Annotated in this window: 24 protein-coding genes and 4 tRNA genes; 7 read left to right on the top strand and 21 right to left on the bottom strand. The window is 41.8% G+C overall.

Annotation, left to right across the window (positions count from 1 at the left end; all coding sequences use genetic code 11):
* Positions 1-39 precede the first annotated feature (39 nt).
* Positions 40-681, bottom strand: coding sequence for a fumarylacetoacetate hydrolase family protein (locus M5F03_RS15225; RefSeq protein WP_249708820.1), 642 nt, complete (start codon positions 679-681; stop codon positions 40-42).
* 32 nt (positions 682-713) lie between these two features.
* On the bottom strand, positions 714-1,211 hold the full coding sequence (locus M5F03_RS15230; RefSeq protein ID WP_078189254.1) for a YcxB family protein: 498 nt from the start codon (positions 1,209-1,211) through the stop codon (positions 714-716).
* Positions 1,212-1,395: 184 nt separating this feature from the next.
* Here M5F03_RS15230 and M5F03_RS15235 point away from each other — a divergent pair, with 184 nt between their 5' ends.
* Entirely contained in the window at positions 1,396-2,679 is a 1,284-nt protein-coding gene (locus M5F03_RS15235) for an SRPBCC family protein (RefSeq protein ID WP_249708821.1), read from the top strand.
* A 93-nt stretch (positions 2,680-2,772) separates the two neighbouring features.
* Here the strand turns inward: M5F03_RS15235 and M5F03_RS15240 are convergent.
* From M5F03_RS15240 to M5F03_RS15255, 4 genes are all read right to left on the bottom strand, one after another.
* Positions 2,773-2,849: transfer RNA gene (locus tag M5F03_RS15240), tRNA-Arg, on the bottom strand.
* Between the two features lie 456 nt (positions 2,850-3,305).
* Positions 3,306-3,382 (bottom strand) — tRNA-Arg (locus M5F03_RS15245).
* A 44-nt stretch (positions 3,383-3,426) separates the two neighbouring features.
* Positions 3,427-3,503 (bottom strand) — tRNA-Arg (locus tag M5F03_RS15250).
* 15 nt (positions 3,504-3,518) lie between these two features.
* Positions 3,519-3,608, bottom strand: a tRNA-Ser gene (locus M5F03_RS15255).
* Between the two features lie 268 nt (positions 3,609-3,876).
* Between M5F03_RS15255 and rnr the strand changes: the two genes are divergently transcribed.
* A complete protein-coding gene (gene rnr / locus M5F03_RS15260; protein WP_249708822.1) occupies positions 3,877-6,294 on the top strand; it encodes a ribonuclease R in 2,418 nt (805 codons plus the stop codon).
* 30 nt (positions 6,295-6,324) lie between these two features.
* On the opposite strand, the gene M5F03_RS15265 is transcribed toward rnr, so the two are convergent.
* Positions 6,325-6,708 (bottom strand): hypothetical protein, encoded by a 384-nt coding sequence (locus M5F03_RS15265; RefSeq protein WP_180133481.1) that lies wholly within the window; start codon positions 6,706-6,708, stop codon positions 6,325-6,327.
* A 113-nt stretch (positions 6,709-6,821) separates the two neighbouring features.
* Here M5F03_RS15265 and M5F03_RS15270 point away from each other — a divergent pair, with 113 nt between their 5' ends.
* The 4 genes from M5F03_RS15270 (at position 6,822) to M5F03_RS15285 (ending at position 10,510) form a co-directional block, all read left to right on the top strand.
* Positions 6,822-8,861, top strand: a complete 2,040-nt coding sequence (locus M5F03_RS15270) for a M3 family metallopeptidase (RefSeq protein ID WP_249708823.1) — start codon at positions 6,822-6,824, stop codon at positions 8,859-8,861.
* A gap of 40 nt (positions 8,862-8,901) precedes the next feature.
* A complete protein-coding gene (locus M5F03_RS15275; RefSeq protein ID WP_171256675.1) occupies positions 8,902-9,111 on the top strand; it encodes a YheV family putative zinc ribbon protein in 210 nt (69 codons plus the stop codon).
* A gap of 16 nt (positions 9,112-9,127) precedes the next feature.
* Positions 9,128-9,565 carry a hypothetical protein gene (locus M5F03_RS15280; protein WP_078192446.1) on the top strand — a complete coding sequence of 146 codons (438 nt, stop codon included), beginning with the start codon at positions 9,128-9,130 and terminating at the stop codon, positions 9,563-9,565.
* A gap of 66 nt (positions 9,566-9,631) precedes the next feature.
* Positions 9,632-10,510 (top strand): DMT family transporter, encoded by an 879-nt coding sequence (locus tag M5F03_RS15285; protein WP_180035669.1) that lies wholly within the window; start codon positions 9,632-9,634, stop codon positions 10,508-10,510.
* Positions 10,511-10,596: 86 nt separating this feature from the next.
* Here M5F03_RS15285 and M5F03_RS15290 read toward each other — a convergent pair whose 3' ends face one another.
* From M5F03_RS15290 to M5F03_RS15310, 5 genes are all read right to left on the bottom strand, one after another.
* Positions 10,597-12,798 (bottom strand): TRAP transporter large permease subunit, encoded by a 2,202-nt coding sequence (locus M5F03_RS15290; RefSeq protein WP_180121472.1) that lies wholly within the window; start codon positions 12,796-12,798, stop codon positions 10,597-10,599.
* 191 nt (positions 12,799-12,989) lie between these two features.
* Positions 12,990-13,562: a rhombosortase gene (gene rrtA, locus M5F03_RS15295; protein ID WP_078192449.1), complete on the bottom strand. Its 573-nt coding sequence runs from the start codon at positions 13,560-13,562 to the stop codon at positions 12,990-12,992.
* Between the two features lie 41 nt (positions 13,563-13,603).
* A complete protein-coding gene (locus M5F03_RS15300; RefSeq protein ID WP_180123908.1) occupies positions 13,604-14,686 on the bottom strand; it encodes a hypothetical protein in 1,083 nt (360 codons plus the stop codon).
* Between the two features lie 517 nt (positions 14,687-15,203).
* On the bottom strand, positions 15,204-15,590 hold the full coding sequence (locus M5F03_RS15305) for a hypothetical protein (protein ID WP_111885419.1): 387 nt from the start codon (positions 15,588-15,590) through the stop codon (positions 15,204-15,206).
* A complete protein-coding gene (locus tag M5F03_RS15310; RefSeq protein ID WP_078189264.1) occupies positions 15,583-15,840 on the bottom strand; it encodes an FAD assembly factor SdhE in 258 nt (85 codons plus the stop codon). The genes M5F03_RS15305 and M5F03_RS15310 overlap by 8 nt, the downstream gene beginning before the upstream one ends.
* A 181-nt stretch (positions 15,841-16,021) precedes the next feature.
* Between M5F03_RS15310 and M5F03_RS15315 the strand changes: the two genes are divergently transcribed.
* Entirely contained in the window at positions 16,022-17,194 is a 1,173-nt protein-coding gene (locus M5F03_RS15315) for an acyl-CoA dehydrogenase family protein (RefSeq protein WP_168379120.1), read from the top strand.
* Between the two features lie 44 nt (positions 17,195-17,238).
* Here M5F03_RS15315 and M5F03_RS15320 read toward each other — a convergent pair whose 3' ends face one another.
* From M5F03_RS15320 to secY, 9 genes are all read right to left on the bottom strand, one after another.
* Positions 17,239-18,036 carry an alpha/beta fold hydrolase gene (locus tag M5F03_RS15320; RefSeq protein WP_249708824.1) on the bottom strand — a complete coding sequence of 266 codons (798 nt, stop codon included), beginning with the start codon at positions 18,034-18,036 and terminating at the stop codon, positions 17,239-17,241.
* A 135-nt stretch (positions 18,037-18,171) separates the two neighbouring features.
* The gene (locus M5F03_RS15325) at positions 18,172-19,662 is read right to left on the bottom strand and encodes a flavin-containing monooxygenase (RefSeq protein ID WP_180103015.1); all 1,491 of its coding nucleotides are present in this window, start codon (positions 19,660-19,662) and stop codon (positions 18,172-18,174) included.
* Between the two features lie 216 nt (positions 19,663-19,878).
* Positions 19,879-20,244, bottom strand: coding sequence for a 50S ribosomal protein L17 (gene rplQ / locus M5F03_RS15330; protein WP_005012953.1), 366 nt, complete (start codon positions 20,242-20,244; stop codon positions 19,879-19,881).
* Between the two features lie 18 nt (positions 20,245-20,262).
* Entirely contained in the window at positions 20,263-21,270 is a 1,008-nt protein-coding gene (locus M5F03_RS15335) for a DNA-directed RNA polymerase subunit alpha (RefSeq protein WP_004650465.1), read from the bottom strand.
* Positions 21,271-21,287: 17 nt separating this feature from the next.
* Positions 21,288-21,914, bottom strand: a complete 627-nt coding sequence (rpsD, locus tag M5F03_RS15340) for a 30S ribosomal protein S4 (RefSeq protein WP_078192454.1) — start codon at positions 21,912-21,914, stop codon at positions 21,288-21,290.
* 12 nt (positions 21,915-21,926) lie between these two features.
* Entirely contained in the window at positions 21,927-22,313 is a 387-nt protein-coding gene (rpsK, locus tag M5F03_RS15345; protein ID WP_001040166.1) for a 30S ribosomal protein S11, read from the bottom strand.
* A 19-nt stretch (positions 22,314-22,332) separates the two neighbouring features.
* Positions 22,333-22,689 carry a 30S ribosomal protein S13 gene (gene rpsM, locus M5F03_RS15350; protein ID WP_078189269.1) on the bottom strand — a complete coding sequence of 119 codons (357 nt, stop codon included), beginning with the start codon at positions 22,687-22,689 and terminating at the stop codon, positions 22,333-22,335.
* Between the two features lie 107 nt (positions 22,690-22,796).
* Positions 22,797-22,913, bottom strand: a complete 117-nt coding sequence (rpmJ, locus tag M5F03_RS15355; protein ID WP_000867907.1) for a 50S ribosomal protein L36 — start codon at positions 22,911-22,913, stop codon at positions 22,797-22,799.
* A gap of 20 nt (positions 22,914-22,933) precedes the next feature.
* Positions 22,934-24,253 carry a preprotein translocase subunit SecY gene (secY, locus tag M5F03_RS15360; protein ID WP_171263746.1) on the bottom strand — a complete coding sequence of 440 codons (1,320 nt, stop codon included), beginning with the start codon at positions 24,251-24,253 and terminating at the stop codon, positions 22,934-22,936.
* Between the last annotated feature and the right edge of the window lie 15 nt (positions 24,254-24,268).

Here is a 24,268-nt window from a genome sequence, read left to right on the forward strand (position 1 = left end):
GGCTGCATTAAGCAGCCTTTTTTGTATTTCGTTCACAGATTATTTGACAAAAGTTATCCAAACAAAATCCTGATTTTTGCCTTTCAGGGTCATTTTCAACTGCTCACCTGACTGTAGTGCCGCAACACCCGCAGGCGTACCCGTCATGACCACATCACCCACTTCAAGACTAAATACTTGGCTAATATCGGCCAGTAATGTACCCACATCAAAAATCAGCAATGCGGTATCACCGTTCTGACGCAGTTCATCATTGACATGCAAGGTATAATGCACATCTTTCCAATCTTGAACCACCTCTTGGACATCGACCCAATCCGCAAGGATGCAAGAACCATCATAAGCTTTGGCACGTTCCCACGGCTGACCTTTTTTCTTTAAGTCATCTTGTAGATCACGCAAAGTCAGGTCTAGGCCCAAAGTCACAGCTCCCACTGCTTCTAAGGCTTTTCGTGTATCAGTTTCAGCCGATAAAGGACGATCAATACGCAAACTTAATTCGCATTCATAGTGGCAACTGCCCCATGCAGGATTCCATGAGATGCCTTGCTCTAATGCGGTTAATGCACTTGGCGGCTTCATAAAAAGTACAGGACGGTCAGGAATTGCATTGCCTAATTCTTTGGCATGATCTGCATAACTACGACCGACGCAAACAATTTTAGATGGACGTGACTGCATACTACTCCCTCTTTTGTTATGAATAGATTGTCTTAGTGCTGAAAAGTATTGCTAAAAATCGCTTGGTCCGCAGTATCTTTAAATGCACTTTTCGGCACAATAATCACGGTTTTATTTTTCAGCTCAAGCATATAGGTCAATTTGCCTTCAGCAAAATTTGCCACTTCAGCATAATGGAAGACATTCTTACGCCCATTGGCATGAATTTCTGCATAGTCTTGAAATAAATCAATACCTTGTTCACTTTTACCCAATTGGTATTTTACAAACTGGCGTTTAAACATCATCGGTAAAAACCAATAACGCATGATGCCTTGAAGAAGTAAAAAGAAAGCACCCAGCCCAACATAGTAGGCACCGACACCATCTACACCCAAATAAAAACCCCAGATGATAATCCCAAGGCTAATGGCTGGCGTTAAAAAACGCGTAAATTGCTTTTTGCCAAAAGTAGCTAGTGCAAAACCATCCTGTGATTCTTCTAGATTTAAAAAATAGCGCAGCGATAATGCAGGTAGATTCTCAGACATAAGCGTATGAATATTTAAAAATGAATTGCGCTAAATACTACACCACAATTCAAACTTGCTTCATGCTTTTTAATGGTCGGTTGTAACACATCACTACTTCCCTTCCATCTAGAAATACGTTAAAAACAGCAACAAATAAAAGATTGCATACGCAGGATGTGACATACAGATAACAAAAATAATCATGATGCTAGTGTTTCTGAGTGGACTGAGCATATCGACCAGTTGGGCCAAATTCGTTCAATGGCAACCCCAGATTCCTAGTAGTTTGGACTTGTTTAATGGCAATGCCAAAGCCTTGGCAAATCTTGCCGGTGATCACATCGTGATTTTTGCACATCCCTCACAGCAGATTAGTCTGCCCACGATGAAAGCAGGTCAAAAAGTCGTTGGTAAATTTCAAAGTGCCGCCGTGGTTGTCCCAACCAACAGCAAAAATGTGTCCAGATTACTCAGTAATTATCCAAACTATGCTGGCTTATTTCCCACGCTAAAATCTGCTGAGGTTTTGCAACAGCAAGGTTCAACCAGCCAAGTTGAATACCGCATCCATATCCCGACACCTATTCCGGTTTTAAACTTTAAAGAAACCGTGGTGATGCAGCACCAAATTGATCACAACAGCATTAATAGTTTGGTTCTACAAGCACCGGTGCCCTTTGGTGCAGGGAAAATTGAATGGTTTGAGATCGATGCTCAACACACCTTGATTAGTGTGACCCAATGGGGCGATTTAAATCAGCCCAAAGGTTTTGTGTTTAGCAAAATATTAAATGCCTTACCCGATGCCAAATTAGGGATTCCTGCGGGAACCAATGGTTTTTTACTCGAATCATTACAGCGCCGATTTAAAGCCTTTAGCAGCGAAACTCTCGCTGCAAATCAATTACCTGAACTCAAATTAAATGCCTCTCAACTCGACAAAGTCACCCAATTAAGTCAAAGCTCAAAAGAACCTGTGTCCTTTATTTTGACAGCGCAGCGCGTTCCCTTTGGGCAAAATTATGAATTGATGCGCTTTAGCACCAGTTTTCAATATTATGCACAAGAGCCTTCGAGCTTACAGCGCTGGATTAATGTGTCTTCGTTCAAGCACTTATTTCCAAGACAAGTTAAACATATGCAAGTGCAGAAAATTAATCCGCACCTGATGGATGCCGACTATAAAATTTCGGTGGGTTTAGGTGTGATCAATATTCCCTTTGATTTTAAAATGCGTTTTAACTATCCCGACTTACTGCAAAATCAATATACCGCGACAGGTGGGGACTTAAAGTTTGTCCGAGGTGCCATGCATATTCGCCCCTTACAACAAGGGTCGTTATTACAATTGACCAGTGCGATGAAGATTGATGACAAAGCGCCTTTTTTACTTCGTGCTATGCGCAGTATGCCGTATCACGACATGTTGCCGGCTTTAGGCGGAAATACGGTCTTTGCACTTAAAGTTAAACAGACGTTAAGTTAGAACCTCGAGTGATGAGCTGAATTTATTGTTTTTAGCTATATTTCAGACACAAAAAAACCGCAACATGTGCGGTTTTTTCAATCTTGATCAAGTTGGTGCGCTCAGAGAGATTCGAACTCCCGACCCCTTAGTTCGTAGCCAAGTGCTCTATCCAGCTGAGCTATGAGCGCGACGTCTTGATGAGGCTCATTATACGTGATTTTTATTTTTTGTTAAGAGCTTTTTCATATAAATTTAACCAAACGCACAGCAAATAAACAATTACCCTTTAAACACGCTAAAAATCAGCTAGATTTACTTTTTTAATGGCTTTTGCATCACAAGTTTGGAATTTAAACTTAGCAATACTCACGTATAAATGCTCAAGATAGATAACAAATCTATCGCCATCATTGAATCTCGGCTTTAACTCACTCAATTCTTTTTTAAACTTAGATTTAAAAAAATTGCATCACTATGAATATCTGAAAAAAGGGTTATCTATAGAAGATAAGCAAAATTGAAATTTACTGATGGGTAGTTTTATGAAATAGAACGCTTAATAGAATCCAAACAAAAGACAGCTATATCAAAGCGATAAATCACAAGCACAAAAAACCGCAACATGTGCGGTAATTTTTTCAAGTTGGTGCGCTCAGAGAGATTCGAACTCCCGACCCCTTAGTTCGTAGCCAAGTGCTCTATCCAGCTGAGCTATGAGCGCGTACTTGTGTCGTCTTAAAAGACTACGTTTTCAGATTTACTTATTGGTGCGCTCAGAGAGATTCGAACTCCCGACCCCTTAGTTCGTAGCCAAGTGCTCTATCCAGCTGAGCTATGAGCGCGACATAAGTAAATCGTGGCGGTGAGAGAGGGATTCGAACCCTCGATACAGTTGCCCGTATGCATCCTTAGCAGGGATGTGGTTTCAGCCACTCACCCATCTCACCGTAACGTGCCGCCATAATACAAAGATCATGATACGACTGCAAGCACAGTCGTTATATTTTTTTCATTTTTTTACTCAATTAGATATTTTTTAAACGATTTTCAAAAAATTAGTGCAAAATTAGTTCAGCACGCGCTGCTATCCCCTACTTTTCAGCTTTAGACATTATAAAATATCGGCATAAAACACTTTATTGCAATCAATTGCGTGCAGTATCTGCTTGCATGACTTATGCTAATCCTAATCTTCTGATTTGAAGCCAAATACATATGAAAAACTGGGTCGACCCTGAAGCAAAAGCTGAAGCCGAACGTTATGACAATCCAATTCCAAGCCGTACTCTAATTCAAGAGACGATTGAACAACTGAAAACTGCAATGTCGCATGCCGATCTTGTAGAACATTTTGAAATTGCCGATCAAAAAAGTATTGATGCACTGAGTCATCGTCTGATTGCGATGGTTCGAGATGGTCAGTTGATGAAAGATGGATTTAAGTTCCAGCTTGCAGCTGAGCAACCGACTCATGAAGCAACGGTTTATATCAACTCAAAAGGTTTAGGCACAGCCAATATTAGCGGTGAAGATGACCTTTTACTTCCTGAACGTGAGTTGCGTCAGGTGTTTAATGGTGACCGCGTTAAAGTCCGCCAAACATCAGTAGACCGTAAAGGCAAGGCATGGGGCTTTATTACTGAAGTTCTACAGCATCGTGTCAAAGAAATTATCGGTAAAGTGTCTGAATATGAAGGTGAATATTTTATTCAGCCGGCAAATCCCAATGCACACCAACCGATTACGTTAGAAAGAGAATTAATCGAGCATGCCAAAGTCAAACTCGGCGACTCTGTGCGTATTGCGATTGACAGCTACCCAACCAAAGAAGAATTTGCGACAGGTCATATTGTTCAGTCGATGGCAGATAAAGCAGACACTGAAATTATTATTCCACAAACCATATTAGAATTTGGTTTACCTTACGAATTCCCTGAAGCGGTACAACAAGAAGCCGACAGCTTTAAAGAGCCATCAGAACAAGACCGTGAAGGTCGTGTCGATTTACGTGATTTAGCACTTGTCACCATTGATGGTGAAGATGCACGCGACTTCGATGATGCCGTGTATGCGGAAAAACGTCCGGGTGGTGGTTATCGTGTTGTGGTGGCAATTGCCGATGTCAGCCATTATGTACGTCCGGGTAAACCGCTCGATGACGAAGCTCAAGAGCGCGGTACATCGGTGTACTTCCCTCATTTTGTATTGCCGATGTTGCCTGAAGCGCTGTCGAATGGTTTATGTTCTTTGAACCCACACGTAGACCGTTTATGTATGGTCTGTGATTTAAACTTATCTCGCGCGGGTCGTGTCACTAAGTTTGAGTTCTATCCGGGTGTAATGCATTCAAAAGCTCGTTTGACCTATACTCAAGTGGCCGAATATTTTGAGGGTAATAGTCAAGCCATTCCTGACGACCGTGATGTACGTAAATCGGTCAATACCTTATTCCAATTGTATCAAGTGTTGAAAGGCTTACGTGCTGAACGCCACGCGATGGAATTTGAAACCGTTGAAACTTATATGACCTTTGATGAGCTAGGCGGTATTAATGAAATCCTACCGCGCAGCCGTAATGATGCACATAAGCTAATTGAAGAATGTATGTTGTTGGCAAACGTCGCAGCGGCAGAATATGCATTAAAAAATGAAATTCCAATGCTGTACCGTGTGCATGAGCCACCTGAGTTTTCACGCATTCAAAAGGTTCGTGATTTTGTGAAATTATTGGGGCTGCCATTCCCTGAACAGCCGACTCAAGCTGACTATCAAGCCGTGATTGATGCCACCAAAGACCGTATTGATGCTCCAAGCATTCATGCCGTTTTACTCCGCTCAATGATGCAAGCTTATTATGGCGCGAACAATGCAGGTCACTTTGGCTTGGCCTACGAAGCGTATACACATTTTACTTCTCCAATCCGTCGTTATCCAGACTTGTTACTTCACCGTGCCATCAAAGCACAATTGAAGAAAAAGCCTTACCCAATTTCTGGTGCTTCGCTGGATGATGCAGGTGAATACTTCTCTGCGACCGAACGCCGTGCAGATGAAGCTTCACGTTCTGTCACTACATGGTTGAAGTGCCATTACATGCAGCAGCATTTGGGTGAAGAGTTTGTCGGCACCATCAGTGCGACTGCTGAATTTGGCCTGTTTGTAACGCTCAAAGACTTATATGTTGATGGCATGATCCACGTCAGCCAATTGGGTGATGACTTCTTCGTCTATGACCAACCGAGTCAGAGCTTAATTGGTCAATCTCGTGGTCAAGTTTTCAGTCTCGGCGATGAAGTTAAAATCAAAGTCGCTGGTGTAAATCTAGAAGAGCGCAAAATCGACTTTGAATTGATTCAACAATTGAGCCATGCAGGTCGTGCTATTCGAGCGCGTGCCCCTCGTGTTGCAAAGCCTACAGCCAAAGAAGAAGTCTTTTCAGAGCGTAAAACCAACGCTGCTGAAGATGGAGAACAGCCCATACGACGCAAAAAATCGAAATCTAAGCCCAGTTCATTCGGTAAAAAGCCTGCTAAAAAATCTGCAAGCAAATCTGAAGCGAAGGCTAAAGATAAAGTGAAGAAAAAATCTAAACCGAAAAAGAAAAAATCCAATGCAAAATCATCTGCGGATTAAGGTTTAAATCAAGAGCGCTTCGGCGCTCTTTTATTTATTAAGACTTTGAAGATATTTTTTTAAGACCCATAAATTTTTCAAATAATATTGCTTTATTTGCTCCTCACTTAACCCTAATCTTCTCAAATTTTGTTTCACTTTACTTTCTTCTAAGGGCAATAATATTCCTAACTTAGACTGTAACTTCATTAAATCTTTTGTACCAAATAAAGCTAATAAAACTTCACCATATATTTCTTCTACCTCCTCTATCTTAATTAAATCAACTATACGTCTAATTACTCTCTCTCCTCTATCAATTTGTTGCTTATCAAGTCGAGAGATTTTATTGGTTTTTTTACTTTTTAATTTCCTATTTGATAAGTAAGTCCTATAAGAAATATGAACTGGTTTATCTTTTATTATCCCTGACATAAATAATTTGTCTCAAAATCAAAAGTTATAATTTGGAAAACATACTATCAAACTTGATTTTTTGATCAATGCCCTTACTACTTAACACAAGACATTACATAATTGAGACGGATATGACTTTAGAAAAGGCAACATTACCTGTTCCACAATTTGACCAAATCACATTGGAACAGCTGAAAGAAAAAATTCAAAGCGCCATTCAACAAGGTCAGCAATTTCTCAATGAATTAACAGAAGTCCCTGATTCGATTCAGCAACAACTGAATACCTTAGAACAAGTTGATCGCCTAGAAAATAATATGAGCGAAGCTTGGGGCGTGTTGTCACACTTAAATGCTGTGATGAACAACGCGGAAACCCGTGAGCTGTATCAGGCTTTATTACCCAGCCTGAGTGAGTACTATACACAGCTAGGTCAACATACAGCTTTGTATCAAACCTATCAGCATGTACATGACAACAGTTTATTCGACACGCTTCCTCCAGCACAGCAAAGCGCGATTAAACTTGCGTTACGAGATTTTAAACTTTCAGGCGTAGCCTTAGAAGGTGAAGCGAAAAAACGCTATGCAGAAATATCTGCACGACTTTCACAGTTATCATCAGACTTTTCCAATCACGTATTGGATGCCACCCAAGCCTACTTCAAACCTTTAACTGAAGCGCAGCTCAAAGGACTACCTCAAGGCAGTATTGAACTTCTGAAACAATATGGTCAGCAACGCGAACTCGAACAGGCTGTAGCCACACTCGACTTCCCGTCTTATATTGCCATTATGACCTATGCAGAAGACCGCGAAGTGCGTGAAGCACTCTATAAAGCCTATACCACACGTGCTTCTGATCAGGCAGACTCTGCTGAATTTGATAATACAGCGGTCATGGAAGAAATCTTGAAGCTACGTCAGGAAATGGCAAGCCTGCTTGGTTTTAACAATTACGCCGAATTGTCTTTAGCAAGCAAAATGGCACCCGATGTGGCAACTGTAGATCAGTTCCTGATTGAATTGGCACAACATGCGCGTGAACCAGCAGAGAAAGAAATCGCTGAACTGAAAGCCATTGCAGCGCAAGACGGTATCACTGAGTTACAACCGTGGGATGCCACTTTCTACTCAGAAAAACTCAAAGTTCAACAGTTTAATTTGTCACAAGAAGACCTGAAGCCCTACTTCCCTGCACCTAAGATTATTCAAGGCTTGTTCAGCATTGTAAATCGTCTCTATGGCATCAATGTAATCGAGCGTGAAGCGCCTGTTTGGCATCCCGATGCACGTTACTTTGAACTTGAAGATCAAGGCAGCGTGATTGGCGGTTTTTACTTTGACCTGTATGCACGAAGCGGTAAACGTGGCGGCGCATGGATGAGCGGCTTCCGTTCACGCATGCAAACTGAAAATGGTCTGCAAAAACCAATTTGCTACATGGTCTGCAACTTTACCCCACCTGTCGGTGAGCAAGCTACTTTACTCACTCATGATGAAGTAACGACGCTGTTCCACGAATTTGGTCATGGCTTACATCACATGCTCACTGAAGTCGATAATATTGCTGTGGCTGGTACACATGGCGTGGCGTGGGATGCTGTAGAGCTGCCAAGTCAATTCATGGAGTTTTGGACTTGGGATCAAGAAAGTTTAGATTTACTTAGTGAACATATAGAATCAAAGCAAACTTTACCAGCCGATCTGTTAAAAGCACTACAAGATGCGCGTTTCTTCCAGTCAGGGATGCAAACGTTACGTCAAATTGAATTTGCCATGTTTGACTTAAATATCCATAAGGCCAACCCTGCTTTGGACGCTACAGGCATCCAAAAAACCTTAGATGATATTCGTCAAAAATATGCAGTTGCACCCACCACTTCATACAACCGTTTCCAACATGGTTTCAGTCATATCTTCGCAGGTGGTTACGCTGCTGGTTATTATTCATACAAATGGGCAGAGGTTTTGGCAAGTGATGCCTTCGACCGATTCGAAAATGAAGGAATTTTTAATACTTCGACTGGCAAGTCGTTTAGACAATTTATTCTAGCAGTTGGCGGAAAAGATACGGCACTTGACGCATTTATCAATTTCCGCGGACGCGAGCCAAAAATAGATGCTCTGCTGCGTCATCAAGGTTGGACGAACGCATCTAAAAACGCTTAAACTAGGCACCTTAGTTAGATTCAAGGTAAGTATGATGACCATTAAACGACGCTTCATTGCAGGTGCAAAATGTCCAAAATGCCAAGCGATGGACCGGGTTGTCATGCTGACCTCTGGCGAAGACGAATGGATCGAATGCATTGATTGTGGTTACAGTGAAAATCGACCGACTCATGTCGATCAACCTGAACAACCTGCCGTGCCAGACGATATCGGTGTGATCCAATTTAAGCCACGTCAGCCTAAATAAAAATTAAGGTCAAGCAATGACAGAAGATCAAAGACATAATCCAAAATTGTTAGTTGGAATCATTGGGGGCTTAACGTTATTGATTGCTATCTTTTTTGCATATCAATGGTTAAGCAGCAGTACAGCAGATAAATCTGCGCTTCAAGAAGAAATGGTCGCTGCACCGGCTAAACCGCCTGTTGCAGTCCCAGTCCAATCTGAAACTGAAGCATCAGTCCCTGTCGCAGAGACTGAAACCCTTAAATTGGTCGAAGAAGACATTTTAGATGCAGCTGTACCTGAAAATGCCTCTTTAGCCAAAGAAGAAATTGCCAAATTAGATGACATTCAACAACAATTGAATGATCAGGAGCAAAGCTTAAAACAGCAACATTCAGATGCAGATGAGCTGATTAAACTGAAAGAAGAACAAATTAAATTACTCGAAGCACAGTTAGCGCAACAAGCAAAATAACTGACTTCTGCTACACCATGCGTACTTATAGGCTAGAATATCATCAGATTTTCTAGCCTTTTTGTTATGTCCACTACTACAACGCCACAAAATATCCCCAAAGCAATTGGCTTTCTCATGCTGTCAGCGCTGCTTTTTTCCATCATGGGGGTTTGTATACGCTACGCATCCCACACAGTAGATAATGCCACCATCGTATTTTTTCGCAATGCGGTTGGCTTATTGATCTTTCTACCTTTGATCCTACAAAAGGGCAGCACATTTTTTAGAACTGAAAAATTGTGGATGCATACCTGGCGTTCAATCGTAGGCTTGGTGGCAATGTATGGCTTTTTTTATGCCATTGCCCACTTAAAACTCTCCAATGCCATGGTCTTCACCTATTCCTCGCCGATCTTCATCCCCTTAATTGCATGGTTATTTTTAAAAGAAAAAATGACCCTGAGTATGCTCATTGCCGCAGTCATTGGTTTAATCGGCGTGCTCTTCGTCGCAAAGCCCGATGCAGGAATGTTTAATCAGTTATCACTGATCGGACTGACCGCAAGCTTCTTGGCAGCCATGGCATTTGTCACTGTCCGTGCCCTTACAGCAACCGAGCCGCCTGAACGCATTGTGTTTTATTTCTGCTTTTTTGGCACGCTCATTTCCATGATCCCGATGTTCTGGCTTTGGCGTCCTTATAGTTTAAAGGAGTTAGCCTTTCTGATTACAGCGGGGCTTTTGGCCAATATCAGTCAAATTTTTATGTCCAATGCCTATAAGCTTGCACCCGCAGGTCAAATTGGCCCCGTGAACTATATCGCGATTATTTTTGCGGGTATTTGGGGCTTTGCCCTGTGGCAAGAATTGCCAGACATTTACAGCCTATTCGGCTTTGCTTTTATATTTTTAGCGATTTTGCTTTGTAGTCCGATCCTACAAAATAAGTTTAAAAAGTCGTAAAGATCTCATTCATTTACTATCAATCGCGCGTCCCCTTATTCAATAAAAAAGCACCCGAAGGTGCTTTTTTATAGCTCACTGCGAATTTATTGGTACCAACCAAACAGTTTCAGAATATAAGGCGCATAAGTCACGATCACCAAAGCTGGGAACAATACAAGGATCGGTAAAATCCAACGTTCATAGCGATAATAGAAATTGGTGTATTGGGCTTTTGCTTCTGCATCTGCTGCCCGCACCTCCTCATCCCCGACAGAGAGTCGTGTCAACAAGTGATTCAGCGCTACAGGTGGCGAAACATAACCGAGCTCAAAGGCAACCAAAACGATCATCCAGAAGTGAATCGGATGAATACCATTTTCATAAGCTACTGGTGCAATCGTTGCTGCAACCAAAATCACTGCCCCGAATGGATCTGTCGTCATACCAATAATCGCCAACAACAATGCGATAAAGGCCAATGAAATATAGATATTGCCCAAATGCGTTGGTAATAATTCAACGATTTCTGTACGTTCAATCAAACCGCCGACACTTGCCGACAAGGCCATTAAGATAATTAATGCGCCAATGTGTCCAACCGTTTCTGAAGAAGCAAACCAAATTGAACTACCGAAACCACGACGGTTAGCCCCATGTCCACCATGTTCACGCATGAACTCAGAACTTTGCTCATGTTGTAAGCTGAGTTGTTCATGTGCATCTACAGTTTGCGAAGTAAAACGATCTGCAAACCAACGGTCAAACATAATGTAAACAATCAGAATGATCGGTAGAACCACAGGGGCAGTGAATTCATCCATTTGCGTATCTAAACCGTACTTGTAGAAAGCAATCACAAGCAAGGTCAGTACGATATACGGAATCACGGGAATGAATGCTTTCAGCATGCCCGGAATAGCCACTTTCGGCGATGCCACACGGAAACGTGTTTCTGCCAAGAACAGTGAAATACCCAAGAACAAGAATGCTGTTAGCCAGAACACATAGATACCGTGATCAAATAGTTCATCTGACGTGACATGGCGGCTATCAAGCATCGAGATCAAGATAATCAATAGACATGGACGGATGACCACACCTAAGGAACCTGACATTGCAGATACAGCGAGTGCGAACTGACGACGAGAGCCAGAGTTCCACACTTCTTTATAAATAATTGCACCGGCTGCTACAACGAAGATCCCTGAAGCGCCGGTATAAGCAGTTGGAATAGCCGCAGCAATCAGAATTAACCACGTCAAAGTCTCAGGTGCTAAGTTCCATGGACGTAAAATCCCCAAGAACAAATCCATCACGCGCGTTTGGGTCAATAACATCCCGGCCCAAATAAACAATGCAAGGTTTAGGAAAATCCCAGAGAATTCAACCAATTGTCCAAGGTAAATCCCCTGACCCATTGGATAGTCCATAAAGAAGGTAAACGCCACACCCGTAATAATCGCCATAAAGGCATATAACGGAACACTCAATAGCGCAAAACCAATATTCCCCGGCCCCGGCTCTTTCGCAGCAGGTGGTTTAAAGAACTGATAAATACTGATGAGGGTGACAATACCAAATAGGGCTAGCCACAACCAATATACCACCAAGGTTTCTGTGGTCGATTTCACCCCAGAATTCAGGACTGAATTAAATTGGCTATATACCGAGAAGGTTAATAGGCCATTCCCAATCGCCATGAATAAAGCATAGACTTTATAATCCAAGCGTGTTGTTGGCGCACGTAGACCAATATGATGGAACTTCACTGAAGCAGTAATGGCAGACACCAAGACCATCAGTAAAAGAATCAATACACGGTTTTCGGAACCAAATTTAAAGATGCCAAAGAATGTCGTTTCAATCGCACGATAAGTACGAATACTTGGATGCTCATCTAAATAAGCTTTTGCTTTGTCATAAAATTGGAATTTTTCTTCACATTGCTGTACACCTGCCATGACCGATGCACGTACATCGGATTCAGATGCTGTACCAAAAATGTCAGCAAATTCGTCAGCCGCATTGGCTTTCATTTGCGTTTGCACCATTTTTTCTACATCTGGGTGGCGGTCACAATCTGGCTTGGTCGGTTCTGCACGTAAAAATGAATACTGCATCCCAATGCTTTCATTACCATACAAACGCTCACCAGTACGCAGAAGCTGACCATGAATCATCTCCCCTGTCCCGATAATCAATGTAAGCAGAAGCAAGATCAACACGACTAGAGTCGAAATCCATTCTGTCCAGACATACCTTAACAGCCCGACGATGCCGGATCTGTTTTGTGTATCATTTTGCATGAGTCTTCCTATTTTTTATTTTGGAGCCTAGCGGAGCCAAGCATCCTTTTCCTTATCGGCTCGAGAAGTTCCTTTCCCTGACCTAACTGTTTTATTATTACGTTTAAATTTGCATCAATATTCAAAACATTAAAATGACAATATGTATTTTCTTTTCGGTTTTTTTTGTCAACCCAATCACCTAAAGTGCGCTAGCGATCCCAGAAATAATTACCAATAAGATAAAACACGGCGATGACAATGCCCCAAATCACCCCCAATAAATGAGCTTCGACTAAAACGGGGCTTCCTATTAATTCAGCCGTTCCGGTGTTCCCCACGGTATTTTCCCAGACCAATTTTGCCAAAATCAGCAAGAGAACAAAGGCTGCAAAATTTCGCTCCCGCTTATACATTAAATGTACGCAAGCGACCGCAACATAGGCGCCATGCAAGACACCAGATAATCCTGCATAGGCTTCAATATCGGGAAGGAAAAAATAGAAACTTAGACTGATTAAAGGGGATAAAATCAATAAGATGGCAACAAAGTGCCATATTGAAACTCTTGGAAAAATAAACGGTAAGCAGATAAAGGCCAACATATTTAAAGCAAAATGAATCCAACCAACATGAACCCAATGGGCCGTCCATAAGCGCCAAAAATCATGAAATAAATCATCTTGCCAGTAGATAAAATAGTCTTTAAATACCTGTAGCGAGGCACAGATCGAAACGAATACGGCAAGAAAGACAATTTTCGGAATTAAAAATTGTGTTTTCATTTTCGCTCCTCCTGTACCTCACATTTGGACTACATGCTTTATTAATTTGTTGCAGCACCACTCGTTTCTGTAGCACCACTGGTTTCAGCATCGCCACTAAACAAATCATCGAGTTCTGAACTATTGGCACTTTCATCCCAGAAATGTTCCATACCATCATCGCCGGTACGAACGCCTGTATGTTCAGTCCAATAGCGATCTGAAATCCCTTTCACCATGCTTTCAGCCATACTGTCGATAAGCTTAAATTGCGGGTTAACAGGTTTTTCATCGCTACGTGCCTGTGCAAAAGTACGTAAGGCATCACGGATTTTCGCATCATCGCCACTGGCTTGTGCAGCAACTGCATATAACGCATGTGACAGTCTTACGCCTTTTTGCTCACCAATTTGCGCCGATTGTTTTAAGGTTTGGTATGGATCAGGTTTTCCATCTCCTGCACCCGGCAATAACGTCCAGATCACAGCGCGGGTTGCATTTGGTGCGCCCCAGAATTTTTCATTATTCAGACACACCATACCGCGTTCAACGATCGCAGCAATGTCTTTAGGAACGTTTACCGCCCCACCTGAGTTAATATCATTGGTCATGGCCTGTAAGCCACTTAACATTCCCAACATATACACTGTTTGGTCAATGTCGCTGTTCATTTTTGGACAGCCTTCACCTAGACTTTTCTTATACTTCTTTTCAAAACGATCTTGAAATAATTGATAGCCGGTATATTGACGCTGTGCCGCAAGTGCCGCCCAACGCTTTTGCTCAACACGGGCATCCTGTGCTTCGGTCACTTGGTTGGCTTTAGATGCACGTAAATAGCGTAACTCTGCGTCCAAGGCTTTTTGTTCTGCACAAATCCCTGCTGCTGAATACATCAACACAGCCACACGTGTTGGGTCTGCGCCCATATCTTTGGTCGCCATAATTGCTGGAGTTAATGAATTACCTGAATTACACACCATTTCAGCATCTTCCATGGCTAAAATGGGGGGCACAATATGTTTTTCAGTAAATCCGAGTGCGACATTAGCACCGGTTTTTACAACCTGCGAACAACCCGCGAATAATGTACTTGTTATTGCTACAACTGCCACACCCTGGCATATTTTTTGGACGCTCGACATTTTCCTGTCCTCTATAATTGTGTTTATGTCCATCACGACAAACATATCAGAAGCAAAAAATGAATAAAAGAGTATTTGCTCTAATTTGAACGACACACTGTGCCATGAATCACGCTGAATGCAATTGACTGATTTTTCACAAAGACTAAATTTTAGGCAAAAAAAAGTAGCATAGCGACGGTTCGGCACATGCTACTTATTAACTGTGAAAGCGTTTGCTGCTTATTTTTGAGTTAACTGTTCCTTCAGCACTGTTCCTAGTCGTCCTATAACAATTGCTAACACAATCGCTATTACCAGAAACATCCAAGTTGGCATCATCATGATGATTTCCTTTAACGGCTGTTGGTAAGGCTAATATATAGACAGAGAATCACCGCACAGCTTAAAATTGTCAGACAATTTAAATATTTTGCCAATAAAATCCAATCCTGTCAGACAAGATTATTTTACCTACAAAATAAGATAATGAATTATTTGCATTTTATTGAATTTAAAAAATAAGGCTGTCTAACAATTAGATCATTTTGGCCAATACTTTGAGTGATTTCCACTGTTTCAATGACAATTGATCGCGCCAAATAATCACCGGTTTTGCACGCGCATGCATAAAGTACACCACAATATACATTTGATGATCCAAAATATGGCTAATTTGAACACGTTGTACTGGGCGGTTCAGTCGTTGCAAAGACCAATCAGTTCCATCCAAATATTCTAGACTGGTGACGTGTAAATGCTTACGGAAAAACAGAACATAAACCACTAGCCCGATGAGAAAAAATATCCCCCAAAGCATGGGTGTTAGTAACTGATAAAGCAGCGTCATCAATACCGCAAAAATAAAAAACTGAAACGCATGCGATAAAAAACTGCGTTTCAGTTTGAATTGCCGATTATCCATGAACGTAATGTTTTAATTTTTGAATAAACGTTTTTAATTCAGGACGTGGCGGTTCACTAACTTCCATAAACCAATCCAACAAATCTGGATCTTCTGCAGCAACGAGTTCTGCAAACATGTCTTTTTCAGCTGCATCGGCTTGTAAATAGTAATTTTTGACGTAGGGATCAAAATAAACATCAATCTCTTTTAAACCACGACGTGCACGGTAGATCACTTTACGCTCTTCTAAGCTGATTTCATCAGTCATTGTCTTCCCCAATCGTTGAACCCGTCTAGTGTAACTCATCCACCCCATTGAAGTGGAGTGTTTTCAAAGATTGACCGAATCCTTCATCGCAATTCTTGCTTTTGAATGTTCTGCACATTGTAGTCACACGCTGCATCTTATAAGTTGAGACAAAGCCATAAAAATGAATAGGATATTCAAAATGCAATCTGGAGCGATTCGCCCACTCAACAACATGCTGCCACGTCAATTATTTAATGCAGAACATGATGCATTTCGTGAAACAGTACGAAAATTTTATGAAAAAGAAGTTGTGCCCAATATCGAAAAGTATGAAAAACAACAACATGTAGACCGTGACTTATGGAATAAAGCCGGTGCCATGGGCTTGCTTTGCCCGACCATGCCCGAAGCTTATGGCGGCTATGGTGTAGACCGACTCTATAGCATGATTCTGATTGAAGAGCAGGCATATGCCATGGACTCCTCTACCGGCTTTTCACTGCATTCCGACATCGTGGCCAATTATATTCATAACTTTGGCAATGAAGAACAAAAGCTGCATTGGCTGCCGAAAATGGCTTCTGGCGAAACCGTGACTGCCATTGCAATGACCGAACCGGGCACAGGTTCAGACCTACAAGCCGTACGCACAACTGCTACAGAAGATGGTGATGACTATATTATTAATGGGTCAAAAATTTTTATCACCAATGGCTATTTATGTGACATGGCGATTGTGGTCTGTAAGACAGGCAATAGTGAAAAAGGCTCAGCTAATTTATCGCTAATTATCGTCGAGGCAGATCGCGTCGGTTTTAGTAAAGGCAAACCTTTAAACAAAATTGGCATGAAAGGTCAAGATACCTGTGAACTGTTCTTTGACAATGTCCGCGTCCCTAAAAGCAACTTACTCGGCATGCAAGGTATGGGCTTTATGATGCTGATGAAGGAGCTGGCTTGGGAACGTATGTTGGTCGCGATTATTTGCCAAGCCGGTGCAGAAGCAGCCTTTGCTCACACTGTTCAATACACCAAAGAGCGTAAGGCCTTTGGCAAAACGGTATCAAGTTTCCAAAACACCCGTTTTAAATTGGCAGAACTACGTACTGAAATCGATTTTTGTCGAGCTTATTTAGATCGCTGTATGGAACTACAACTTGAGGAACAGCTCGGTATTGACGCTGCTGCGGCTGCTAAATACAAAATTTCAGAAATGTTTTCCAAAGTCGTGGATGAATGTCTGCAGTTGCATGGTGGATATGGCTATATGCTTGAATATCCAATTGCACGGGCTTATATCGACAATCGAGCCAATCGTATTTATGCAGGTACCAATGAAATTATGAAAGAGCTGATTTCCCGCTCTTTATAACAACAAAGCCCATCATCTGATGGGCTTTTTTCATTCTTTCGATATCAACTTAAATCATTCACAAAATCACAGATCAGTGCAGTGACCAATGCGGGTTGCTCTTTATGCGGCATGTGATGAAGCCCTTCCAAAATCTCTAGTTCAGCATCACCTTGTATACCCGAAAAAAGTTTCTGAGCTTGTGCTGTCGTCCCGTATTCATCCAGTTCTCCATGGATGATCAAGCTTGGACACCGTACTTTTCCAACATATTTCTCGAGGTTCCATTGACGAAAACTCGGTGAGAGCCAAGTTTCAGTCCAAGCATCCAAAACCCATTGGGCTTTATCCCCATGATATTTAGCCAAGCGTTCAAGTTGTCCCAGCTGCGCAAACCCTATTTTGGCTTCACGTATACCCGATAATGTCAGTTCTTCCACTTCATACTGTGCTGCTATGGAGATCAGACCTCGACATTGTTCAGTATATTCACTGGCAATCACGACAGACATTCCCCCGCCAACACTATGTCCCATCACGATAAACTGTTGAATAGAATAATGTTGAAGTAGCACCTTAAAGCCCTGCTGTGCTTCGGCATAGACAAAATCCGTACTTAATACATCAGGGTTTGCTGACGAACGACCAAAACCCAATCGATCATAAGCAATGACCTTTCTGCCAGACACAGAAGCCAATTGCGCAGGAAAATCACGCCACAAATCCACACTGCCTAGTGAATCATGCATCAATATAATCGGAGCCAAAGTTGCATCATTATCTGCTGTTTCAGGCTGCCAAGCTTTAATATATAGCTCATAATCATTTAATTTTATAAATTCTGAATGTTCTTGAATATTCACATTAACCCTGTGTACACTTCCTTATTTTCAACATGATATATTTTTCAACAAATAAAGCGCATCAAATAAAACCCTAAAGTCACACATCTAAAGTAAAAAAAAAGGAGCATCATGCTCCTTTTTTATGTAATAGACTTAAGAAACTAATCTGGGTTTAGCAGCCACTTGATCAGACTTTTTTTCAAATTTCAGCACTCCATCTTCAAATGAAGCATGCTTTAATTCTTTACGATCTGCCAAGTAGTTATTGCTGACTTTCCACGGTGCATGTTTACCCTGTTTTGGCATCACATCTGCTGCACGTGCAATATAGCCTGAAGTCAAACTTCCCATTACGGTATCTTCTAACAACTCGGTCGCATCGCCTTGTGGAATCACTTGGTTATAACCATTTTGATCCATATAGTTAATCAATTTACAGATGTATTCAGAAGCAATATCGACTTTTAAAGTCCATGAAGCATTAATATAGCCAATAATCATCGCCATATTGGGTACATCACTGACCATAACACCACGGTACAGCATATGCTTTGAGGTATTTAATGGCTGTCCATCGATTGTGGCACTAATGCCGCCTAAAATTTGAATGTTGAGACCTGTAGCAGAAATTACTACATCTGCATCAAGATGTTTACCTGATTTCAATTGAATGCCATTTTCAGTAAAACTTTCAATTTGATCGGTTTCAACAGATGCACGGCCTTCGCGTAAAATTTTAAACAAATCACCATCTGGCACCACACAAAGGCGCTGATCCCAAGGATTGTAATCTGGGGTAAAGTGTTTCATATCCACTTTACCTTTCAACTGCAACTCAATTGATTTTAATAAAAATTTACGGAGTAATTTAGGTTGCTTTTGTGCAACAGCATAAACAGCCCGCTGTACACCGATATTCCGTGCACGGGTAAGTTTATAAGCAACATCTTCAGGTAATACTTTACGCATCTTGTCATAAATGATGTCAATAGAAGGTACTGAGGCAATATAGGTTGGAGAACGCTGTAGCATGGTCACATGCCCTGCACCGCCTTTTGCCATAGCTGGTACCAGTGTAATCGCTGTTGCTCCACTGCCAATAATCACCACTTTTTTGCCTGCATAATTAAAATTTTCAGGCCAATGTTGTGGATGAATGAAGGTACCTTTAAAGTTTTCCTGCCCTTTAAACTCAGGTTGGAACCCTTGGTCATAATTATAATAACCTGTACAGCCAAAGACGAAATTTGCAACCCAAGTTTGTTGTTTCTTCTTCGCATCTTCAATAACAACAGACCATTTACGAGTTTGTGAGTCGTAATTTGCACTCACAACACGATGTTGAAAATGAATTTTTTCTTTGATTTTATATTCATCAATCACTTCAGATAGGTAGCCTTTAATCGAAGGCCCGTCTGCAAGCACACTAGATTTTTTCCACGGCTTAAAATTAAAGCCAAAAGTTGACATGTCCGAATCAGAACGAATACCCGGATATTTAAATAGATCCCATGTTCCACCGAAACTTTCACGACGTTCAATAATTTCAAATGAACGATTTGGACAATTTTTTGAAAGATGCGCAGCCAAACCTACACCGGAAATCCCTGCACCTACAATGAGAATATCAACTTGTTTTTCCATGTTGTTCTTTTAACCTATCTTAGATTTATATTCATTAAATCACATTTTTGACAATGCACAATGTCAAGTTTAAGCAAAAGGCGTTTTATTTTTATCTTTTAAGGACAAATTGAATTATTGTCTAACAATATACAGCCAATACAAAATTTCAGACATTAAAAAAGGTCGGTTAAAAACCGACCTTTTTTAGAACAACGTACGCTGCTCTTCACGAAATTAGTTAACTTCGCGATCTACTAGCTCAACGTAAGCCATCGGTGCAGCATCACCTGCACGGAAGCCCGCTTTAAGAACACGTAGATAACCGCCGTTACGTTCTTTGTAACGAGGGCCAAGAACGGTAAATAATTTACCAACAGTTGCAGCTGAACGAGTACGAGCAAACGCTAAACGACGGTTTGCTACAGAATCGACTTTAGCTAAAGTGATTAAAGGCTCAGCAACACGACGTAATTCTTTTGCTTTAGGAACAGTAGTTTTAATTAACTCGTGTTCGAACAAAGAATTAGCCATGTTTTGGAACATCGCTTTACGATGACTGCTTGTACGGCCTAATTTCACACCACTATTACGATGACGCATGGTGATAGTCCTACTTAATTAACGGCTACGATAAGCAAAGCGATCGTCCATGCGGAGGCTAGCCGGTGGCCAGTTCTCTAAACGCATGCCCAATTGCAAGCCTTTCGATGCCAGAACATCTTTAATCTCAGTCAACGATTTTTTACCTAAGTTAGGAGTTTTAAGCAACTCAACTTCAGTACGTTGAACAAGATCGCCAATGTAGTAAATATTTTCTGCTTTCAAACAGTTAGCAGAACGAACAGTAAGCTCTAGATCATCTACTGGACGAAGCAAAATCGGATCAACTTCTTCACGAGGCTCTTGAGCAACTGGTGCTTGATCTTTCTGAAGATCAACAAAAATTGCAATTTGTTGTTGCAAGATTGTTGCCGCTTTGCGGATTGCTTCTTCAGGATCAACAGTACCGTTGGTTTCAAGATCAATGATCAATTTATCAAGGTCAGTACGTTGTTCTACACGAGCGTTTTCCACTGTGTAAGACACACGTTTGATTGGGCTGTAAGAAGCATCTAATTGCAAACGACCCACTGGGCGAGTTTCGCCCTCAGGGAAGCGTGAATCAGAAGTCTCATAACCACGACCTTGAGAAACTTTCAGGCGCATTTTTAATGAGCCAGAAGCACTTAAAGTACCGATCAAATGTTCAGGGTTAACCACTTCAACATTGTGTGGTAAACGAAGGTCAGCGGCTGTAACGTCGCCAGGACCTTGTTTTTCCAATGTCAGATAAGCTTCATTTTGATCGAACAGCTTAATAGACAATCCTTTTAGGTTCAGCAAGAGCTCGACGATGTCCTGCTGCAAGCCTTCCAAAGTACTGTACTCGTGCTCGACACCTTCAATCTCTACTTCAACCACGGCTGCGCCAGGTAAAGAAGACAAAAGGATACGACGTAAAGCATTACCAAGAGTATGACCAAAGCCACGCTCTAATGGTTCTAGAATAACTTTTGCCGAGGTCCCGCTTGCCGCTTCGACCTTAATCGCTTGCGGAGTTAGAAACTCATTTGCAGTACGCGTCATTATTGCTACCTCAAGGATTATTTAGAATACAATTCTACAATCAAGCTTTCGTTGATTTCAGCAGGTAAATCAGAGCGATCTGGTGCAGCTTTGAATGTACCTTCCAATTTAGAATGATCAATTTCAATCCAAGATGGAATGCCACGTTGAGTCGCTAACTCAACTGCGTTTTTAATACGCAATTGTTGTTTAGCACCTTCGTGAACCGCAACAACGTCACCAGCTTTAACTTGGATAGACGCGATGTTAACACGACGACCATTTAAAGTGATTGAACGGTGAGATACAAGCTGACGAGCTTCTGCACGTGTAGAACCAAAACCCATGCGATAAACAACGTTATCTAGACGGCTTTCAAGAAGTTTCAACAAGTTTTCACCTGTTGCGCCTTTAACACGAGCAGCTTCTTTGTAGTAGTTACTAAATTGACGCTCTAAAACACCGTACATACGACGTACTTTTTGTTTTTCACGTAATTGTAGTGAGTACTCAGATTGTTTGCCGCCACGAGCGCCACCATGTTGGCCAGGTGCTTTAGCAGCTTTTTTTGTTTTGACGTCAAATGGTTTAACGCCAGATTTTAATTGCAGGTCTGTCCCTTCGCGGCGAGAGAGTTTGCATTTTGGACCAATATAACGAGCCATGAATGTTTCTCCTTACACGCGACGTTTTTTAGGTGGACGGCAACCGTTGTGCGGGATTGGCGTCACATCGGTAATGCTGTTAATTTTATAACCCACTGCACCTAAAGCACGAACCGCAGATTCACGACCTGGACCAGGACCTTTTACAAGGACGTCCAAGTTTTTCAAACCGTAATCTAAAGCAGCTTTACCAGCAACCTCAGCAGCTACCTGAGCAGCAAACGGAGTTGATTTACGTGATCCACGGAAGCCTTGTCCACCAGAGGTAGCCCAAGCCAGTGCATTACCTTGACGATCGGTAATAGTCACAATGGTGTTATTAAAAGAAGCGTGAATGTGTGCAACACCTTCAGAGACGGTACGAGTGACCTTCTTGCGTGTGCGAGTATCTTTAGCCATCTTTTAGCTTCCAGAAATCTTATTTCTTAATAGGTTTGCGCGGACCTTTACGGGTACGTGCGTTAGTTTTGGTGCGTTGACCACGGACAGGCAAGCTGCGACGATGACGAAGACCGCGGTAGCAGCCTAAATCCATTAAACGTTTAATGTTCATGGAAATTTCGCGACGTAAATCACCTTCGGTAGGAACCTTAGTAACTTCTGCACGAATCGCATCAAGCTGAGCGTCATCTAATTCACGAATTTTAGTTGTTGGTGCAATACCAGCAGCAGCTAAGATAGCTTTTGCAGTGTGGCGACCAATACCAAAAATGTACGTTAGAGAGATAACAGCATGCTTGTTATCCGGAATGTTTACACCGGCAATACGAGCCATTCAATTTTCTCCAAAAAGGCAGTTAAGATAATCAACCGCCCGACAAAATCTTTGAGGGGCGGATAATAACCTAATTAGCCTACTGAAATCAACAGGTCTTGATCAGATTAACCTTGACGCTGCTTATGACGAGGTTCTGCGCTGCAAATTACGCGAATAACCCCATTACGACGGATAACTTTACAGCTACCACAAATTTTCTTTACAGAAGCTTGAACTTTCATAATGAAACCTCTAAGTGCGCTTATCCTTTCGGATGAGCAGTCGTTTTACGCATTAACGATTGATTGTCATATTGATGCGATGTGAGATGAGCTTGAAGCTGAGCCATAAAGTCCATCACCACCACCACTACGATCAGTAAAGACGTACCACCTAAGCTAAATGGAATACCAAATGAACTTTGTAGAATCATCGGCATTAAACAGATGATTGTGATATAAACCGCGCCAATAAAAGTCAAACGATTCAAAATATGATCTAAATAGCGTGCAGTTTGCTCACCAGGACGAATACCCGGTACATAAGCACCACTACGTTTTAAATTCTCTGACACTTCTTTCGGGCTAAATACTAGCGCAGTATAGAAGTAACAGAAGAAGATAATTAATGCGCCAAATAGCACCAAATACATCGGTTGACCCGGCGACAATACGAGTGCCAAATCTTGTAGGCCACGTTTAATCACGCCAGCATTTGGATCTGCGCTGCCTACCCATTGCCCTAAGCTCGCTGGGAACAATAGCAATGAACTAGCAAAAATTGCAGGAATCACACCCGCCATATTAATTTTTAATGGCAAATGTGTTTGCTGGGCAGTAAATACACGACGACCTTGTTGTTTTTGAGCATAGTTTACCGGAATACGACGCTGCGCCTTCTCAATAAACACAATTGCTGCTAACACTGCAACAGACAGCAATGCAAAAATTGCAAGACCAATTAAACTTGATTGGCCATTATCTACTGAGGTTAAAGATTGCAGAACCAAGTTCGGCAAACCAGCAACAATACCAGCGAAGATGATCATGGAAATACCATTCCCTACTCCACGCTCTGTAATTTGCTCACCTAACCACATCAGGAACATTGTACCTGCAACTAAAGAAGTTACAGCAGGAACGTAAAAAGCAAGTCCACTAGTCAAAGTAATATTTTGACTAATCAGACCTGCGCACATCCCAACAGCTTGCACAAGTGCAAGAAACAATGTGCCTTGTCGCGTATATTGATTGATCTTACGCTTACCTTGTTCGCCTTCTTTCTTTAAAGCTTCCAGCGAAGGAACAACCGTAGACATTAACTGCACAATAATCGATGCAGAGATATACGGCATAATCCCAAGAGCAAGAATTGACATACGCTCTAATGCACCACCTGAGAACATGTTAAACAAACCAAGGATCGTACCTTGGTTTGCATTAAACAGATTCTCTAGTGCGGCATTGTTAATGCCCGGTACTGGAATATGTGCTCCCAGTCGAAAAACCAACAACGCCCCGATGAGGAACATCATACGGCGGATAATTTCACGATATTTCACATGAAAAGGCTGGCCTTTCATCATGTTAACATGACC

Source organism: Acinetobacter amyesii, from assembly GCF_023499985.1.
In the GTDB taxonomy this organism is placed as follows: domain Bacteria; phylum Pseudomonadota; class Gammaproteobacteria; order Pseudomonadales; family Moraxellaceae; genus Acinetobacter; species Acinetobacter amyesii.

What these genes read in the sequence shown, in the direction of transcription:
- rnr (WP_249708822.1), top strand. Translation starts at nt 3,877, where the DNA reads ATGAAAAACTGGGTCGACCCTGAAGCAAAAGCTGAAGCCGAACGTTAT.
- rrtA (WP_078192449.1), bottom strand. Translation starts at nt 13,562, where the DNA reads ATGAAAACACAATTTTTAATTCCGAAAATTGTCTTTCTTGCCGTATTC.
- secY (WP_171263746.1), bottom strand. Translation starts at nt 24,253, where the DNA reads ATGAAAGGCCAGCCTTTTCATGTGAAATATCGTGAAATTATCCGCCGT.
- M5F03_RS15305 (WP_111885419.1), bottom strand. Translation starts at nt 15,590, where the DNA reads ATGGATAATCGGCAATTCAAACTGAAACGCAGTTTTTTATCGCATGCG.
- M5F03_RS15290 (WP_180121472.1), bottom strand. Translation starts at nt 12,798, where the DNA reads ATGCAAAATGATACACAAAACAGATCCGGCATCGTCGGGCTGTTAAGG.
- M5F03_RS15270 (WP_249708823.1), top strand. Translation starts at nt 6,822, where the DNA reads ATGACTTTAGAAAAGGCAACATTACCTGTTCCACAATTTGACCAAATC.
- M5F03_RS15265 (WP_180133481.1), bottom strand. Translation starts at nt 6,708, where the DNA reads ATGTCAGGGATAATAAAAGATAAACCAGTTCATATTTCTTATAGGACT.
- M5F03_RS15310 (WP_078189264.1), bottom strand. Translation starts at nt 15,840, where the DNA reads ATGACTGATGAAATCAGCTTAGAAGAGCGTAAAGTGATCTACCGTGCA.
- rpsD (WP_078192454.1), bottom strand. Translation starts at nt 21,914, where the DNA reads ATGGCTCGTTATATTGGTCCAAAATGCAAACTCTCTCGCCGCGAAGGG.
- M5F03_RS15335 (WP_004650465.1), bottom strand. Translation starts at nt 21,270, where the DNA reads ATGACGCGTACTGCAAATGAGTTTCTAACTCCGCAAGCGATTAAGGTC.
- M5F03_RS15325 (WP_180103015.1), bottom strand. Translation starts at nt 19,662, where the DNA reads ATGGAAAAACAAGTTGATATTCTCATTGTAGGTGCAGGGATTTCCGGT.
- rpmJ (WP_000867907.1), bottom strand. Translation starts at nt 22,913, where the DNA reads ATGAAAGTTCAAGCTTCTGTAAAGAAAATTTGTGGTAGCTGTAAAGTT.
- rpsK (WP_001040166.1), bottom strand. Translation starts at nt 22,313, where the DNA reads ATGGCTAAAGATACTCGCACACGCAAGAAGGTCACTCGTACCGTCTCT.
- M5F03_RS15280 (WP_078192446.1), top strand. Translation starts at nt 9,128, where the DNA reads ATGACAGAAGATCAAAGACATAATCCAAAATTGTTAGTTGGAATCATT.
- M5F03_RS15230 (WP_078189254.1), bottom strand. Translation starts at nt 1,211, where the DNA reads ATGTCTGAGAATCTACCTGCATTATCGCTGCGCTATTTTTTAAATCTA.
- M5F03_RS15315 (WP_168379120.1), top strand. Translation starts at nt 16,022, where the DNA reads ATGCAATCTGGAGCGATTCGCCCACTCAACAACATGCTGCCACGTCAA.
- rpsM (WP_078189269.1), bottom strand. Translation starts at nt 22,689, where the DNA reads ATGGCTCGTATTGCCGGTGTAAACATTCCGGATAACAAGCATGCTGTT.
- M5F03_RS15225 (WP_249708820.1), bottom strand. Translation starts at nt 681, where the DNA reads ATGCAGTCACGTCCATCTAAAATTGTTTGCGTCGGTCGTAGTTATGCA.
- rplQ (WP_005012953.1), bottom strand. Translation starts at nt 20,244, where the DNA reads ATGCGTCATCGTAATAGTGGTGTGAAATTAGGCCGTACAAGCAGTCAT.
- M5F03_RS15285 (WP_180035669.1), top strand. Translation starts at nt 9,632, where the DNA reads ATGTCCACTACTACAACGCCACAAAATATCCCCAAAGCAATTGGCTTT.
- M5F03_RS15235 (WP_249708821.1), top strand. Translation starts at nt 1,396, where the DNA reads ATGATGCTAGTGTTTCTGAGTGGACTGAGCATATCGACCAGTTGGGCC.
- M5F03_RS15300 (WP_180123908.1), bottom strand. Translation starts at nt 14,686, where the DNA reads ATGTCGAGCGTCCAAAAAATATGCCAGGGTGTGGCAGTTGTAGCAATA.